Raw genomic sequence first — 15,312 nt, 5'->3', positions numbered from 1 at the left:
CCCCTAAGGTGCTGCGGCTAGAAAATTCTACTTCTCGCGACACTTACTTGTCGGGGGGATTACCCGAGCACATCATCCAGAAAATACCGACGCCCGGCTCTCGGCAGGCCGGCCGGAGGCATGCTGATAGACAGGCACTTACTTTCTAGCCATTGCATGAAGCAAACTTGAAGTCCGTCAGGCATGTCCGACCAATAAACGACGCCCCCACTCAGCTGAGTGCCGCTGTCGCTCAGAGGTAGAAATGAGGGTATGGGCACACCTTCCCAGATCGGCCCTTCGACTTCGACAAGTTGAATATGATTGCCGGCGCTACTCATCGAAATATCTCCGTAAATACTGCGATATCGACCCTCGAAGAATAGCACTCCTCTCAGACTGCCGTGGATGTTCGGGAGGCTTTTTTATCTATGGGTGTCGCTTGTAAAACGACCTTCTGCCACTCGACATCATTACGGCTCATTGAGTCCTTGGTTTTTCGTCCAACATATACCGGGGATAGGCCAACCTTTTCAGCGTGCTGAAGTAGTTCGTCCACACTTACCGGGTACATGACTCTGTCACTGCTGGGAATGCCAAGCCTGAGGGTGATGGCAATGTATCCATCAGGAGCAAGCAGACTCCGAAGTGTACGCAACGATGCTAACCGGTTGCGCAATGGGATATGCATCCAGACTGCACTGAGTAAAATAAATTTGTAGCGATCTGGAAGGCTTTTGACCTTATCTAGCCGGGGCAACTTGTCATCAATCCAGGTTATCGATGAGCTTCCATGATGACTCTCTGCCAAGCTGCGTAGGCCCTGACTTGGTTCGACAGCCGTGACCTGATAACCCCTTCTGGCTAGTGACGCGGCGTCACGCCCTGAGCCAGCACCAACGTCCAGACACAGCGAGCCCTTTGCCGGTAGAAATCGCAAGAATGCTTTATGCATTTTTGTGAAATCTAGCTCTTGGTATACATCAAAATAATGCTGGCTCGCTTGGCTGTACGCCGTCCATGCTCGTTTAGTCATGGGGATTTTTTACTGACGGATGAAGATGCGGTGGTTTTTATGACTGCTTGAGATACAGGGCTCTTCCCCTGTGAAGGTTTGCTTGGAGCAGATGTTGGCAGAGGTGCGGGAGTTGTGCTGAATTTTTCAGCGTTGCAGGCTCCAAAAATACTCACAACTGCAGCAGCAAGAAGAACAATAGTCCAGCATCTAACTACTAGCGGTGTAAAACTAAACACAGCTGTATAGGCACGTTTTATCCAGCACTTTTTGCCTTCATCACGGTCTGAGATGGCCCTTTCTGCGGTGAATCGAGATTGTTTGTCTATTTCTTTTTGAATGAGATGACGTAGTCGCCAAAGTGTGATAACGGTCATGCAGTCCGCAAGCGCAGCAAAGGCAAATACCCATACTCTCGGTTCTTGAGCATGCAAGTTGGCGGCTCCGTACCAGAGGCCACCGGTAATCGCCATTGCGATGTTGGGCACTTGCCACATTAACTGATTCAGTGCACGCATGTGCTGTCCTGCTTCCAGGAAAGCCAACTCTTGCTTTCTTTGCACCCACTTTACCTTTTCAAGCTGGAGAGCGTACTCCTGCTGCTTCGCGAGCTTTTTCAGTTCTTGTTGATGCTCAGTCATGACCTAATCTTTGAAGTTGCTCTTGCTCACCATTTTACCCGAAGAATTTTGCTGTATCTCAGCTGGTGGCATATAACGTATGTATGTCTGTAAAAACACAAACATGCTAGAATTCGGGTCACTATGGCGAACTCTTTTTCCTATGTTTTCCCTGCGATTCGAGGGGTGCAAGCTGGGCGTGAATACTACGTTTCCATGTGCCCGCTTCGCCTGCTTGCCAAGCTGTTCGAGTTTGACAACGAAGAACTGATGCCCGAGCTGAGGGCTCAACGCACGCTGAACCGTGCACGTGTTCCAGACATTGCTCGCTACATCGTTATCAATGCAGATAGCTACACGTTTTCTGCAATTACTGCATCGATTGATGGTGCCGTGTCATTCGAACCGGTTGCTCAGGACAATGTCATCAATTTTCGGATGGGGACCCTTACGGTCGATATGCATGCCAGGTTCATCGTGAATGATGGCCAGCACCGTCGAGCTGCGATCGAACAAGCCTTGCAAGAGGCCCCAGAACTGGCTGACGAAACCATTGCAGTCGTGTTTTTCCTGGATCGAGGGTTGGAGCGGTGCCAGCAGATGTTTGCGGATCTTAACCGCCATGCTGTCAAACCATCCTCCTCACTTGGGATCCTGTACGACCACCGCAGCGCCGCCGCGAATGTGGCAAGACACCTCAGCCTGACGTCAAAAGTGTTCCATAACCTGATTGAGTCAGAACGTTCATCGTTGTCAGGTCGCTCACGAAAATTGTTCACTCTCAGCGCACTGCACTTCGCCATTCTGGAGATGCTTTCCGAGAAAGAGCTTGAGGACTTTACGGCTTCTTCCAAAAAGTGTCTGGAGTACTGGGAGGCAGTAGCTGCCCAGTTCCCGGAGTGGCGATATGTCCGAGAAGGGAAAATGACTGCTGGTGAAGTCCGACAAGACTTCATTCATTCCCATGCAATTGTTCTGCAAGCATTGGGACGCGCAGGCAAGTTTGTCTACCAGGAAAATTCTGGTGATCTGGCCCAGACCCTGAGCAAGCTCAGAGAAATCGACTGGTCGCGGAAAAATATTGAAACCTGGGAGGGGCGGGCCATGATCGGTGGCCGCATGTCCAAGTCCAGCCAGAACATCACATTGACCTGCAATGAAATAAAACGCGTCCTAGGCTTAGCCTTGGCCGTAGAGGAGCAAGATGTTGAGACGGCCTTTTTGGCAGTCCGCACGGCTCCCAAGCAATCCACACGAGGCCTTAAGTGAGCACGCCTGTTGACACTATCATCGCGGAAATCCAGACCCTGTATCAGTCGGATTCCATCCCCTGGATTATTGGCTACAGCGGAGGCAAGGACTCAACAGCCTCCTTGCAGTTGGTCTGGAAAGCCGTTGCACAGTTACCGGCATCCAAGCGAACCAAGCTTATTTATGTAATCAGTACCGACACCTTGGTTGAGAACCCGGTGATTGCCTCCTGGGTCAGCAACTCTCTGGAGTGCATGCGGCATGCGGCAGATGCGCAAAACATGCCGATTGTGCCGAATCGATTGGTTCCTACTTTGGAGAACCGTTTTTGGGTCAGCCTGATTGGCAAGGGCTATCCTGCACCACGTAATCGTTTCAGATGGTGTACCGACCGGCTCAAAATCAGTGCTTCCACCAAGTTCATCAAGGAGCTATCAGAGAGCAATGGCGAGGCGATTCTGGTTCTTGGCCAAAGGCGCGGTGAGAGCAATGCACGTGACAAAGTCATGGATACCTACAGCGGGAGCACGCGCGACCGGTTGAGTAGGAACAAAGATCCGCGCTTGTCACGTGTATGGGTATACCTGCCGGTAGAAACCTGGACCAGTGATGATGTGTGGGAGTACCTGATTACAGATGACAACCCTTGGGGAGTCAGCAATCAGGAGCTGTTCCATATTTATCGCGGTGCAACCCAGGATGCCGAGTGCCCGATTGTTGTAGATACATCGACTCCAAGCTGTGGCGATAGCCGGTTTGGTTGCTATGTTTGCACGATGGTTTCACAAGACAAGTCGATGCAGGCGATGATCCAGAACGATGATCAAAAAGCCTGGATGCAACCCATCCTCGATTTTCGTAATAAGCAGCTGACTACTTCCGATCGTGATGTGCGTGATTTCCGCCGCATGAGTGGCCAGCTCAAGGTACTGAATGGTTCTCTCATCCATGGCCCGTACTTGCAGTCCAAGCGTGTCGAGCTGCTACGTGAGCTCTTAGCAACCCAGAAAATGGTGAAGCAAGCGGGCGACAAAGTTGGCTACCACAATGTGGAGCTGATCTCACTGGAAGAACTGCAAGAGATACGCCGTATCTGGGTAGAAGAAAAAGGCGAAATCGAAGATTTACTACCTGGCATTTACGAATCGATCTATCAGCAGCCCTACCCAGGCAAGGAAATCGAGTCGGTTCCGTTGGACACAAGTGATTTCGAATTGCTCAAGACTGTGACAGAAGAGCTTGACCCTGAAGCGGCTGAAACCTTGTATCGCTTGACGCGCAGTCTGTTGGCTGAGCAATTCCAGGCCCAACAGACCCTGAAGCGTTCCCAGCATCTGGATCGTCTGGAGTCAATTTTGCAAAACAATGCATTCCGGACGGAAGAGGAAGCATTGGAATTTGCCATGAGTACCCAGCAACAGGAAAGCAACGAACAACAGATTGATGAAGCGAGCGACGACGACAGTTCCGATGCTTCGACAGTACTGGCCTGAGCAATAACATGGCAAAAATTACATTTACAGATATTTCTATCGAAAACTTGGGGCCATTCCGCGAGCGCCAGACCTTGCCGCTTTCAGTATGTGATGGCAAGCCGGTTATTTTGATCAAAGCACTGAATGGCAGCGGCAAGACTACCTTATTGACGGCCATTCAGATCGCACTGTACGGCTACAAGGCAATTAATTTGGCCCGAAAGTCAGAATACGATCAGCTTATCCAGAGTTTACTTAGACAAGATGCAGTGGGTAATGCAGCTGTTGAAGTTAATCTGCTTGTTGAGATGGGTGGAAGGCAGCAACCAGTTGCCGTTCGACGCGAGTGGAGAACATCCACTGGCAACCTGCAAGAAAACATGACAGTAAGTAGCCATGGCATGATAGACACGGCTTTTACTGAAAGCTGGGATGAATTTATTAATGGCATCCTGCCTGCCGAGTTAGCCCAGCTTTTCCTGTTTGATGGCGAAAAAATAGAAGCGCTTGCCAGCCCAGCTCGGTTACCTGATCTGTTGCGCCGTGCTACAGAAGTTTTCTTGGGTCTGGGTGGAATCGACTCGTTGGCAACGGATCTGAAGGCAGTAGAACGGCGAGCAAATCTGCGTAACAAGGAAAGCAGTGGCGAGCATGCCAAGCTGCGTGAAGATGCCGAGAAGTTTGCTCAACAACTTGAGGTAACAGAACAATCCATCACGGTTCTGGAGCAGCAAAGAGCTAGCCTGCAAAATACGCTGGATGCAGCCACGTCAGCGTTGGAACACTACAAGCTAGATGCCCAGCGTCAGGGCTTGACTGCCTATGAACAAGCTGCGGAGTTAAAGGCGGAAGTTGATATCGCTCGAAAACGCAATGAAAAAGCGCAGGCAGAATTGATCGATGCGATAGAGGATCCACTACTCCCCCTCACTTGGCTTGGCCCTCTGTGGGATAGATACAAAACCCAATGGGATATCGATCAGCAGGCACAAAATGCTACTTTGCTTGCCAGCGAATTTGAAAAGCGCGATAGCCGCTTACTAAAACAATTGTCTTTGCCCTCCTCAGAAAAGCAGCGGTTGGCCGGGCTGCTACAGGCAGACTTGCTTAGATTCAAAGCAGAAAATGTACGCCAACCTGTATTGCAAGCAGGTGGTAATCCGCATGAAATTCAGCCACGACTGGAGCAGGCCGTCTCATCACTACAGAAATGTGTGACACAGGTTGAACAAACAGAATCCACCCGATCCAAGGCTGAGCGAGCGGTTGGGAAAATACCTGCAGGGGAGCAGCTTGCCGGTGTTTTGGGTGGCTTGCAGCAGCGTGCGCATACGGTTGCGAAGACCGAGTCAGACTTGCTAGTGCTGACGGCTAAGCTATCCGAGCTACAGACATATCGTACTCATACAGAAACACGCCTGAATGCTGCACACAAGCGTTTGCAGGAAGAGTTCAAGGATAAAGCCCTGGAGCAGCAGGGCTTGCAAGCGGCTGGACGGGCGAAAAAAGCGTTACTGGTTTTCCGGGAGCGGTTGCTTGCCAGCAAAGCTACTTGGCTATCTGACATGATTACGCAATCCTTCCAGCAGCTGCTTCGCAAAAAGCGGCTGGTAGGAAGAGTCAATGTTGATCCAGATACTTATACGGTTTCTATTATCGATACCACAGGCCATACGCTGCCGATGGAACGTTTGTCTGCAGGTGAGAGGCAGATTCTGGCTATTTCTGTACTTAGTGCTCTGATTCAAGAGAGAAAAGGGCGCTTCCCGGTGGTGGTTGATACGCCACTGGCCCGCCTGGATCAGAAGCACCGAGAGTCACTGATCAATAATTTCTTCGGCAAAGTCTCACATCAGGTACTTGTGCTCTCGACTGACGAAGAGGTACATGGCCCAGCATATACAGCACTACAGCCTTTTATGGCCGCGTCGATTGGCCTGGAGTTTGACGAAGTGCGACGTAGCACAGCTATTTTCGCCGCGGAGATCTAAATGATGCAAATCGATAGAATTAGATTAACGGCAGTTGCCAAAAATCAATTGATTACGTTAAAGCGAAAGACTGGCATTAATCACTACAATACTCTGTGTAGATATGCTTTTTGCTTGTCACTGGCTAATGAAGCAATTCCACCTGTTGAGAATTTTAATTTTAACGGGGGGATAGATATCGATTGGCGAACATTTACAGGTGGTAATGAGGTTTTATATCTTAATTTGCTTATTATGCGACAGCACGTGGATGGGCTCTCCAAGGATGAAACATCCCTCAAGCTATCATTAAATATTCATCTACATCGGGGGTTGTCTTTTATGGCGGGCATTTCTGAGTCAGAATTAAGTAATAAATTTATTAGTTTGCATGTGCCATAGGAATGGAATGGTTAGGGATTGTCTGAATAAGTGGCCGATTCCAACCTTGGTGCGTCATAACACATTGATTATATTGTGACAGTATTTTGACGCAGGGACTTGTTCAGACCTTCCTTAGCAAGCGAACTGAGCCTCAACTTGAGAGAGAAACTGATCTAATTCGCGAGGAGGTCGTTGATCACGCATCATGATGGTTGCAAGGAACCAGGGATTCTCTTGTACCCCTAGCTTGTGCACAAGGCGTTTGAAGAGACGCTTAGTGTCCACATACTGAAGAAGGAATGCTAGGCGATCGACCTCGTTCGGTGGGAGTTCAGCCCTCACGGCCGCGATCAGATTGGAGACCTTTGCGGCGACCTCTTGAGCATCAGCCGGGCTGGCGGCAATGTGCGCATTGCAAGTCTCTTCAATCTGAGCGTCACTGCAGTCGCAGAATGCTCCAGCACTTACGGCTTCACCTTGTTCATGTTTGGAGGCAAAGTACGCCGCTGCGGACAGCAAAGAATCGCAGGCCTGTAAGACGATCTCCACGGCTTGCCTGCACAGGTGCTCGGGGCCTGGGGGCTTCCTGTGCTGCGCGCTTACCCAGTCAGAGAGTCGTTGATCAGCCTCAAGGAGATAGGCTTCGACTTCCCAGCGCGATGCAACGTATAACCGAGTGCCGATGGGATCGGGGTTCAGCGATGTGGCATCGCGGAGGAAAAGCTGGTCCCAGTTCTTTTGACGGAAGTGGGTGTCCCTGTCTACGATCCCGAAGGCTGGGATGCCTTGGTCGCAAAACGTTGCTACACCGCTCCGCACGCCTGTGCAACCAGCTGCTCCGGCGACGCTTTCAGCCTCAACGAACTCGAATACATCTTGCCGGTGAGAGAACCAGTAGCGTCGGAAGAGGGTGACATCCATTTCACCCTCAAGCACGATGCGAACTAGCCCTGTCTGATGGGCAGCGATCTGTATGTCCGAATCGAAGTCGTCGAACGACGCGATGTTCTCACTCATGCGGCAGGCGGAACTTCGGTTTGACTAGGCACCCACCCTTCACTAGTCCCTCTTCTGCAAGTTTGGGCGCCAAAATGCGCATGGAGTCGACTTGGTGGGACGTGAGTATGAAACTCATACCGTCGTACTCTCGCGCCCAATTTTTAACGATGTTGATCAGGCGTCGACGCATCACTAGATGCAGATGCTGCTCTGTCTCATCAATCAGAACGATAGTTGACCCGGTCATGTGACTAGCCACGCGCACGACCAGCTGTACTAACTGGCGTTCACCACTACTGAGTTGGTCCAGCCTGTGCCGGGCTCCCCCCTCCACTTCGACCGGGACCGAAAGCGTTGGTCGGTCCACTGGACGAAGGCTCTTGCTGCCCCTAAAGATCAGCTGATTAACCAACTCACGACAGAGCTGCTCGCGTCCATCGTCGAGCCAAGTAAACCAAACGAATAGGTTGTCGATCGACGAGGACCAGGTCGCGCCGTCCGCATTGAACCTATGAGCTGGGCGATAGCCAAGCCCATCGGGACGCGTTACCGCGCGCTCTCCCGGTGGCGGTCGCTTCATTCCTCTATCCGACGGAAAGTACAGAACGGTGGGGAAACCATTGCCGGTGTCAAACAAGGCCGGTGGAGGTTCCTCTAGGCGTTCAAGAATCGCCTCAGAAAACGCTAACGCCTCTGGGTGCGACTCCAAGGAACGCGAAATGCTCGTTCCTATCCCCGATCGTTTGTAGCTTAGAACAATCTGCTTTTCGGCTCCGAGCGTCTCAAGTTGCTCGCTAGTCCAGGTTCGGAGGAGCCCAGGGGAGCCGGCGACGATTGATAACAAGAACAGGCGTGCGCGCTGGCCATCGTCGAGCGAGACTAATGCATCGAGCTGCAGACCGCCTTGTCCATTATCGATAGCGTCGATTCCGACTTCAGAGTGTTCTCTAGCCTCAAGCAGGCTCATGGTAGTGTAGATCGACTCCAAGACAGTCGTCTTACCTGCGCCGTTCGGACCCATGATGAGGTAGATGTTCACCGCACGCCCATCCGCGGAGGTCAGGCTAAAGCTCGTAGTGCCACGAAGCGTACCGATGTCGAAGAGAGACAGGTAAACTAACTCGAACCGTGCCGGACGAAGAAGAGCATCTATCATTTGTAATTGACTCCCTGAACGGCAGCGCGAATGTCTTCAGGTTCAACCCGTGCACCATGGGCGCGAATAGCATCTCGCCCTGCCAACTTCACTAGCATGTCACCACGCATCAACAACTTCTCTGCGCCTCCCTCATCCAAGATGATCCTCGAATCTGCTGACTTTTGAACTGTGAGCGCGATTCGGCTTGGAATGTTGGCACGTAGTAGGCCGGGGAATGTAGCGGCCTCAGGGCGCTGAGTTGCGAGCACAAGGTGAATACCAGTTGCTCTGGCCTTCTGGGCCAAGCGGATCAACGGCTCTTCAGCACCGCTCTTTCCCATCATGAAGTCAGCAAGCTCGTCGATGACCACCACAACACGCTCAAGTGAAGCACCATTGGCACGAGCCTCTGCCAAATTGCGTGCGCCGTATTGGCGAAGTACGACCTGGCGCTCTTCCATCTCCTGCGTCAAGGCTCGTAGTGCAGCAACCGCCTCTGTCATGTCGGTGATGACGTGCCGCTCTCTCAAACGCGCGCACTTGTCATAGTCCGCAAAATCGACGCCCTTGGGGTCAATCATTAGCAGTTCAGGTGGCCTGGTCGCAGAGAGAAGAGAAACCAGCAGCGCATTCAGACAAACGCTTTTCCCGCTGCCAGTGGCCCCCGCAATGAAAAGATGCGGTGTCTCGACCAGATCAAAAACGACTGGGATACCCATCACGTCAACGCCGGGGCAAACAGGAAGTGCCTCCTTTCGGTCGTCGAGTGCCGCACGGATACTTGACCAGGTCACATCGGTCCAAGTGGAGCTCGGTCGCGGAACATCGACGATAACTCGTCGTTCTCCCTGTTCGCGTGCTACGACAATGCCAGAGCTACCGAGACCGATCGCAAAAGCCAAGTCTTCGGAGCCCCTTCTGAGGCGGTCATAGTCATCAACCGTAGATAGGGTGAGCGGAAAGCGAGTCAAACGAGGACCGGGGAGCGCATCACTTACTGCCTGTGCAGACACTCCAATTTGCCCAAGACCTTGAATAAGTGCGGACAGGCTAACGGTGCCCGCTGAGCTGTCTGAATCTCCGCCACTGGTTGGCACCGCGTGCAAGTAGAGCTCATCGAGTAAATAGTCATAAAAGCTTTGATCTGGACGCCATGCAGTCTTCAGGTGCTCGATACCGCGACGAGCATGGCGCTGCAAGCACTGCAAATAGAGTTGATCGTCTTCGTCGTGAAATAGATCTTGCTTGTGCCGCATCGACAAGAGTAAACGCATCGAGTCGTCATAGTTTTCTGACGTCTCCTTGCCGAAGCCTGTAATCTGTTCAAGCTCCAACTCGCTGACGCGATGAGCAGGAGCGTTGTAGCGCTCGTCAGGTAGCGATTCGAGGCGTAGAGACTGGGAAATTGCGAGACGAATAACCCACCAACGCGGCCCATGCTTGGGTGGCAACATCAGGCCCTGCTCGAGAACACGATCGCAGAAGTCGCGCTCGTCGGCTGTGAAGAAAAGGCTGCTCATGCACCCGCTCCATGTCTCTCGACGATTTGAGCATCTCGCCCATCGCTATTGACGATCTCATATCGTCGAGCAATATGAGATGAGAGCTGCGCATAGTCCTCCTTCGCAACTTCGCTGTCAGTGGGCAGGAGCACAAGTGGATTTCCTGCGTGTGGGAAGTAGTCGGTCATCAAGAGCGCTCGGTTCTGCCGGTCGATCCGACCGAGCGGCGTGTCGATGATTACGGGCAATGGCCGATTTGCTTCGTCCTTTAGAGCCCAGAGCATAGACATGGCAACAAGCTGCCTCATCCCTGAGGAAATGCTACGACGGGCGACCTCTTCGTCTTGCGCGTCGAAGTAGGTCATGTTGAATTGATCATCGAGGCGTACTGACTTGATCAACTGGCTAGGGCCCAGCAGCACTCCAACATGCTCGTTAAGGCGAGCTTCCACTGCCTGGCGAATTTGCGCACGACGCCGTTGCCGGTAATCTTCCAACGCCTTCATCACCTTCAGCCCCAGTTGATAGCCCTGGTTCTTTCGGGACACCTCTTCGAACTCACGGAGCGCACGAGTGACTTTGTCGCTCTCCTGAGCAATAGCACGGCTGGCTTGTTGCTCCTCGATGCGATACTCTGCCAACTTGTCACTGAAGTCGCGTTCTCGGGTGTCAAGCGCTTCGATCTCCGCTGTCAAGAAATTGAACTGCTGGCGCGCTTGATCGCTAGTGATCTCAGCCTCGTCCAGATCACGTTGGATCTGCTGATGTTCCCTTTGATTCTGACGAATTGTCCGAAGGCGATCGGCCTGGGCATTCACAAGATTTGTGCCCTTTTCGGACCAGACCAGAAAGCGTCGATAGAGAGCTTGCACTTGCCTCGGGCTGAGGGTGTTCAGCAGTGGATTGCTTGGCGCCTGGACGGTAATGCCGAACACTTCCAGTGCTTCCTCGACATCTTGGTGAAACTGTTCCTTTTGGGTCTTGTCCATGGAGACTGGAGGCGACAAAGCAGCCAGACGTCGCAAGAGCTCCGCAGGAAGCTCTTCGTGCAATCGCAGCGCCACATCGGGATTGGCGCTTCTGTTTAGTTCGTCTTCCAGTGCGCGCAATGCTTCGCGAACGAGGTCCAAGTTAGTGAGCCACGGGGATTCGACAGGAATATCTGCGGCCGTCTCCAGGGCTAGGCGCTCGTACTCACTTTTCAATACTCGCATACGGTTTGTCATTCGGATCTGATCGGACTCCGCGATGCCGGTACGCAGCTTGTTGCGTTCAGCATCCAGACGGCGGCGCGATCGCAGCAGCTCCTGCACTTCGTTCTCTAGCGCAATCCTTGCATTGCGCGCTAGCTCAGCGCGAGCCTCTGCCTCGCGCTTAGCGTTCTCCGCTTGGACGATGAGGAGGCTCGCCTCAGCTGGTATTCCTGCTCGCTGCTTCTCCTTTGTATAAAGCTCAACCTCACGGATCAGGTGAGCGACAAAGGACAAACCTAGAAGACGCTCAATTTCCGCCTGCTCTCTACCAACCTCTGCGTCTGCAATCGACTGGATCTGTTCTCCGTCGAAGAAAAAGAAGGGGATGACTTCGCGAGGAACCAGCTGACGCAGGAGCTCCTCAGGCTGAGCAATGGAGTTACCGTCAATCGTGGCCACGAGCAGTTCTTCGTATCCGCTTGGCGTTCTACGGAAACTACGCTCTGCACGGTATCGATGCCCACCACTTTCCCATTCCAACGCGACATGAGATCGCGCGTCCGTGCCGGTGGCTCCAGTATTGAAAACGCCATACCAGCGACCAGGCTGCCCAAGGACGAAGTGCTTTGCGCTAATCGGAGGGCCGCCAAAGTTCACGCGACGAAGTCCCTCGTCCTCGGTACCAAGAAAGAGAAGCTTAATTGCATTAAGCAAGCTAGTCTTGCCTGCGCCGTTTCGCCCAGAAATGACAACGATGTTGCGAGACTCTGAGCAAGTATCGAAGGCGACCTTGCTGAGTCCCTGATACGCGAAGATGTCTTGAACTTCCAGGCTGAGAAATCTCATTACTTCGTACCACTCCCTTCCCTCGCCGCCGCTGCATCTAGGATGCTTGAGACGGAGCGAGAGAAGTTCACCTTGGCACCGTAAGCCGACAGGTTTTCAAAGTTTGGGGCAAGCGCCATCAGTTCAGCCATCAAGTCCGGAGATACGGAGTGGCGCAGCGATGCCAGGTGAAGGAGTTCGTCGTCCTGCGAGCTGTCTACCATGAGTCCCTCGTACGTAATGCAGTGGTCTAGATGTAAATAAAAGTTATCTTCGCATTTTGCGAAGCCGACGCAGGCTATAGACTCCACGCGAGCAGCTGATCCAGTACAGGGAAATTTTCACAACTTAGTCAATGAATTTTCACTTTTGCTGTCATCAGATAACTTTCAAAAACAAGCCACTTTGCCATATGTCAAAATCATACATAATCCCGCAAATCTAGAAAAGTGGGAAATATCTAGATATTCGTGGGATCCTACACCCTCAAATATCAATATTCCGCGCAATCAGCGCATTGCTCTCGATAAAGGCCCGGCGTGGTTCGACCTGGTCGCCCATCAGCGTGGTGAACACGTCGTCGGCCGCCATGGCGTCCTCGATGCGCACCTTCAGCAGGCGGCGCACGGTCGGGTCCATGGTCGTATCCCACAGCTGGGCCGGGTTCATCTCGCCCAGGCCTTTGTAGCGCTGGATATTGATGCCGCGACGGACTTCGTTCATCAGCCAGTTCAGTGCCTCGTCGAAGCTGGCGACCAGGCGGCCGGCGGTTTCGCCGCGCTTGATGGCGGCGCCGGGGCCGATCAGGCCGGCCAGCATGTCGCTGGTCTTTCTGACCTGCGCGTAGTCGGCGCTGTCGATGAAGCTCTGGTCGAGGTAGGTCGTGATCGCGTTGCCGTGCAGGTGGCGGATGATGCGCACCAGCCAGCCGTCGTTCTTCTCGTCATGGACGGCTTCGAGCGAGATCGGCGACTCGGCCAGCACCGGCGTCAGCGCGGCGATGGCCGCGCGGGTGTCGGCCTCGGTTTCCAGGCTGATGCTCGGCACGTGCAGCAGGGCATTCAGCACCAGCGTGTCGATGACGCGGCTTTCGCGTTCGATGACTGCCTGTGCGACCAGGAACTGGCGTGCCAGCGCGCCGAGTGCGTCACCGCTGATCGGGTCGGCGCCTTCGCGCGGGATCAGGCGGGCGTTGTCGAGCGCCAGTTCGAGCAGGAACTGGTTCAGTTCGCTGTCGTCCTTCAGGTAGCGTTCCTGCTTGCCGTGCTTGAGCTTGTACAGCGGCGGCTGGGCGATGTAGATGTGGCCGCGTTCGACCAGCTCCGGCATCTGCCGGTAGAAGAAGGTCAGCAGCAGCGTGCGGATGTGGGCACCGTCGACGTCGGCGTCGGTCATGATGATGATGCGGTGGTAGCGCAGCTTGTCCGGGTTGTAGTCGTCCTTGCCGATCGAGGTGCCCATGGCGGTGATCAGCGTGGCGACTTCCTGGCTGGCGATCATCTTGTCGAAGCGCGCGCGCTCGACGTTGAGGATCTTGCCCTTCAGCGGCAGGATGGCCTGGAACTTGCGGTCGCGGCCCTGTTTGGCCGAGCCGCCGGCGGAGTCGCCCTCCACCAGGTACAGTTCGGACAGCGCCGGGTCCTTCTCCTGGCAGTCGGCCAGTTTGCCCGGCAGGCCGAGTCCGTCCATCACCCCCTTGCGGCGGGTGATTTCACGCGCCTTGCGCGCCGCTTCGCGGGCACGGGCGGCCTCGACGATCTTGCCGGTGACGATTTTGGCGTCGACCGGGTTTTCGAGCAGGAACTCGGACAGCGTCTGACCGATGATTTCGTTGATCACCGGACTGATTTCGCTGGAGACAAGCTTGTCCTTGGTTTGGGAGCTGAACTTCGGATCAGGCAACTTGACCGACAGGACGCAGGTCAGGCCTTCGCGCATATCGTCACCACTGGTCTCGACCTTGGCCTTCTTGGCGATCTCGTTGTGCTCGATATACTGGTTGAGGGTTCGCGTCATCACCTGGCGCAGTGCGGTCAGGTGCGAGCCGCCGTCGCGTTGCGGGATGTTGTTGGTGAAGCACTGGACGTTCTCCTGATAGGAGTCGTTCCACTGCATTGCCACCTCGACCGTCATGCCTTCCTTCTCGCCGATGGCGTGGAACACCTTCGGGTGCAGCGCGGTCTTGTTGCGGTTCATGTACTCGACAAAGCCGGCCACGCCGCCGCAGAAGGCGAAGTTCTCTTCCTTGCCGTTGCGACGGTCCGCCAGCGTGATGCCGACGCCGTTGTTCAGGAAGCTCAGTTCGCGGATGCGCTTGGCGAGGATGTCGTAATGGAACTCGACCGTGCCGAAGATTTCCTGGCTGGCGTAGAAGGTGACTTCGGTGCCGCGATGGGTGGTCTGGCCGGTGACCTTCAGCGGTGCGACCGGTTCGCCATGGCGGAACTCCATTTCATGGACCTTGCCGTCACGCCAGATCTTCAGTCGCAGCCAGTCGGACAGTGCGTTGACCACCGACACGCCGACGCCGTGCAGACCGCCGGAGATCTTGTAGCTGTTGTTGTCGAATTTGCCGCCGGCATGCAGCACGGTCATGATGACTTCGGCTGCCGAGCGGTTTTCTTCGGTGTGGATGTCGGTCGGGATGCCGCGGCCGTTGTCCTCGACCGAGATCGAGTTGTCCGGGTTGATGGTGACGCGCACCGTGTCGGCGTGGCCGGCCAGCGCCTCGTCGATGGAGTTGTCCAGCACCTCGAACACCATGTGGTGCAGGCCGGTGCCATCCGAGGTATCGCCGATGTACATGCCAGGACGCTTGCGTACCGCGTCCAGCCCCTTCAACACCTTGATACTGTCTGCACCGTATTCCTGTTCACTCATCACTCTACTCGATTCGGTCGGTTGTTCATGGACAGCGCGCGGGCGTCCGTGGCTTGGCGGGGCAGGCCCCGCCGGGATTCC

Annotated in this window: 12 protein-coding genes; 4 read left to right on the top strand and 8 right to left on the bottom strand. The window is 54.0% G+C overall.

The genetic code is table 11. The annotated features are described in order from the left end of the window. Nucleotides 1-373: 373 nt before the first annotated feature. Complete coding sequence (locus tag DFO50_RS13745; protein ID WP_112692734.1) at nucleotides 374-1,015, bottom strand: bifunctional 2-polyprenyl-6-hydroxyphenol methylase/3-demethylubiquinol 3-O-methyltransferase UbiG; 642 nt, start codon at nucleotides 1,013-1,015, stop codon at nucleotides 374-376. Next, the gene (locus DFO50_RS18945; protein WP_146745102.1) at nucleotides 1,012-1,635 is read right to left on the bottom strand and encodes a hypothetical protein; all 624 of its coding nucleotides are present in this window, start codon (nucleotides 1,633-1,635) and stop codon (nucleotides 1,012-1,014) included. Before DFO50_RS18945 ends, DFO50_RS13745 begins: the two co-directional genes overlap by 4 nt. 123 nt (nucleotides 1,636-1,758) lie before the next feature. Between DFO50_RS18945 and dndB the strand changes: the two genes are divergently transcribed. Genes dndB through dndE form a run of 4 tightly spaced genes read left to right on the top strand, consistent with a single transcriptional unit; the run spans nucleotide 1,759 to nucleotide 6,712 of the window. Beyond that, on the top strand, nucleotides 1,759-2,883 hold the full coding sequence (dndB, locus tag DFO50_RS13735) for a DNA sulfur modification protein DndB (protein WP_112692732.1): 1,125 nt from the start codon (nucleotides 1,759-1,761) through the stop codon (nucleotides 2,881-2,883). Continuing rightward, a complete protein-coding gene (gene dndC, locus DFO50_RS13730) occupies nucleotides 2,880-4,358 on the top strand; it encodes a DNA phosphorothioation system sulfurtransferase DndC (protein WP_112692731.1) in 1,479 nt (492 codons plus the stop codon). Before dndB ends, dndC begins: the two co-directional genes overlap by 4 nt. Nucleotides 4,359-4,366: 8 nt before the next feature. Further along, nucleotides 4,367-6,331: a DNA sulfur modification protein DndD gene (dndD, locus tag DFO50_RS13725; RefSeq protein ID WP_112692730.1), complete on the top strand. Its 1,965-nt coding sequence runs from the start codon at nucleotides 4,367-4,369 to the stop codon at nucleotides 6,329-6,331. Beyond that, nucleotides 6,332-6,712, top strand: a complete 381-nt coding sequence (gene dndE, locus DFO50_RS13720; RefSeq protein ID WP_199489835.1) for a DNA sulfur modification protein DndE — start codon at nucleotides 6,332-6,334, stop codon at nucleotides 6,710-6,712. Between the two features lie 114 nt (nucleotides 6,713-6,826). On the opposite strand, the gene DFO50_RS13715 is transcribed toward dndE, so the two are convergent. From DFO50_RS13715 to gyrB, 6 genes are all read right to left on the bottom strand, one after another. Next, on the bottom strand, nucleotides 6,827-7,711 hold the full coding sequence (locus tag DFO50_RS13715) for a hypothetical protein (protein WP_112692729.1): 885 nt from the start codon (nucleotides 7,709-7,711) through the stop codon (nucleotides 6,827-6,829). Then, nucleotides 7,704-8,849, bottom strand: coding sequence for an AAA family ATPase (locus tag DFO50_RS13710; RefSeq protein WP_112692728.1), 1,146 nt, complete (start codon nucleotides 8,847-8,849; stop codon nucleotides 7,704-7,706). The genes DFO50_RS13715 and DFO50_RS13710 overlap by 8 nt, the downstream gene beginning before the upstream one ends. Next, nucleotides 8,846-10,351 (bottom strand): FtsK/SpoIIIE domain-containing protein, encoded by a 1,506-nt coding sequence (locus tag DFO50_RS13705; protein ID WP_112692727.1) that lies wholly within the window; start codon nucleotides 10,349-10,351, stop codon nucleotides 8,846-8,848. Before DFO50_RS13705 ends, DFO50_RS13710 begins: the two co-directional genes overlap by 4 nt. Beyond that, entirely contained in the window at nucleotides 10,348-12,372 is a 2,025-nt protein-coding gene (locus DFO50_RS13700) for an AAA family ATPase (RefSeq protein ID WP_112692726.1), read from the bottom strand. Before DFO50_RS13700 ends, DFO50_RS13705 begins: the two co-directional genes overlap by 4 nt. Continuing rightward, nucleotides 12,372-12,575: a hypothetical protein gene (locus tag DFO50_RS13695; RefSeq protein WP_146745101.1), complete on the bottom strand. Its 204-nt coding sequence runs from the start codon at nucleotides 12,573-12,575 to the stop codon at nucleotides 12,372-12,374. The genes DFO50_RS13700 and DFO50_RS13695 overlap by 1 nt, the downstream gene beginning before the upstream one ends. 262 nt (nucleotides 12,576-12,837) lie before the next feature. Further along, nucleotides 12,838-15,231 carry a DNA topoisomerase (ATP-hydrolyzing) subunit B gene (gene gyrB / locus DFO50_RS13690; RefSeq protein WP_028500699.1) on the bottom strand — a complete coding sequence of 798 codons (2,394 nt, stop codon included), beginning with the start codon at nucleotides 15,229-15,231 and terminating at the stop codon, nucleotides 12,838-12,840. Nucleotides 15,232-15,312 lie beyond the last annotated feature (81 nt).

The organism is Microvirgula sp. AG722, from assembly GCF_003269145.1.
Lineage (GTDB): Bacteria > Pseudomonadota > Gammaproteobacteria > Burkholderiales > Aquaspirillaceae > Microvirgula > Microvirgula aerodenitrificans.
Note: the sequence above shows the minus strand (reverse complement) of the source record. Positions and strands in the feature narration are given on the sequence as shown.

What these genes read in the sequence shown, in the direction of transcription:
- DFO50_RS13710 (WP_112692728.1), bottom strand. Translation starts at nt 8,849, where the DNA reads ATGATAGATGCTCTTCTTCGTCCGGCACGGTTCGAGTTAGTTTACCTG.
- DFO50_RS13715 (WP_112692729.1), bottom strand. Translation starts at nt 7,711, where the DNA reads ATGAGTGAGAACATCGCGTCGTTCGACGACTTCGATTCGGACATACAG.
- dndD (WP_112692730.1), top strand. Translation starts at nt 4,367, where the DNA reads ATGGCAAAAATTACATTTACAGATATTTCTATCGAAAACTTGGGGCCA.
- DFO50_RS13700 (WP_112692726.1), bottom strand. Translation starts at nt 12,372, where the DNA reads ATGAGATTTCTCAGCCTGGAAGTTCAAGACATCTTCGCGTATCAGGGA.
- DFO50_RS18945 (WP_146745102.1), bottom strand. Translation starts at nt 1,635, where the DNA reads ATGACTGAGCATCAACAAGAACTGAAAAAGCTCGCGAAGCAGCAGGAG.
- DFO50_RS13695 (WP_146745101.1), bottom strand. Translation starts at nt 12,575, where the DNA reads ATGGTAGACAGCTCGCAGGACGACGAACTCCTTCACCTGGCATCGCTG.
- DFO50_RS13745 (WP_112692734.1), bottom strand. Translation starts at nt 1,015, where the DNA reads ATGACTAAACGAGCATGGACGGCGTACAGCCAAGCGAGCCAGCATTAT.
- dndB (WP_112692732.1), top strand. Translation starts at nt 1,759, where the DNA reads ATGGCGAACTCTTTTTCCTATGTTTTCCCTGCGATTCGAGGGGTGCAA.
- DFO50_RS13705 (WP_112692727.1), bottom strand. Translation starts at nt 10,351, where the DNA reads ATGAGCAGCCTTTTCTTCACAGCCGACGAGCGCGACTTCTGCGATCGT.
- gyrB (WP_028500699.1), bottom strand. Translation starts at nt 15,231, where the DNA reads ATGAGTGAACAGGAATACGGTGCAGACAGTATCAAGGTGTTGAAGGGG.
- dndE (WP_199489835.1), top strand. Translation starts at nt 6,332, where the DNA reads ATGATGCAAATCGATAGAATTAGATTAACGGCAGTTGCCAAAAATCAA.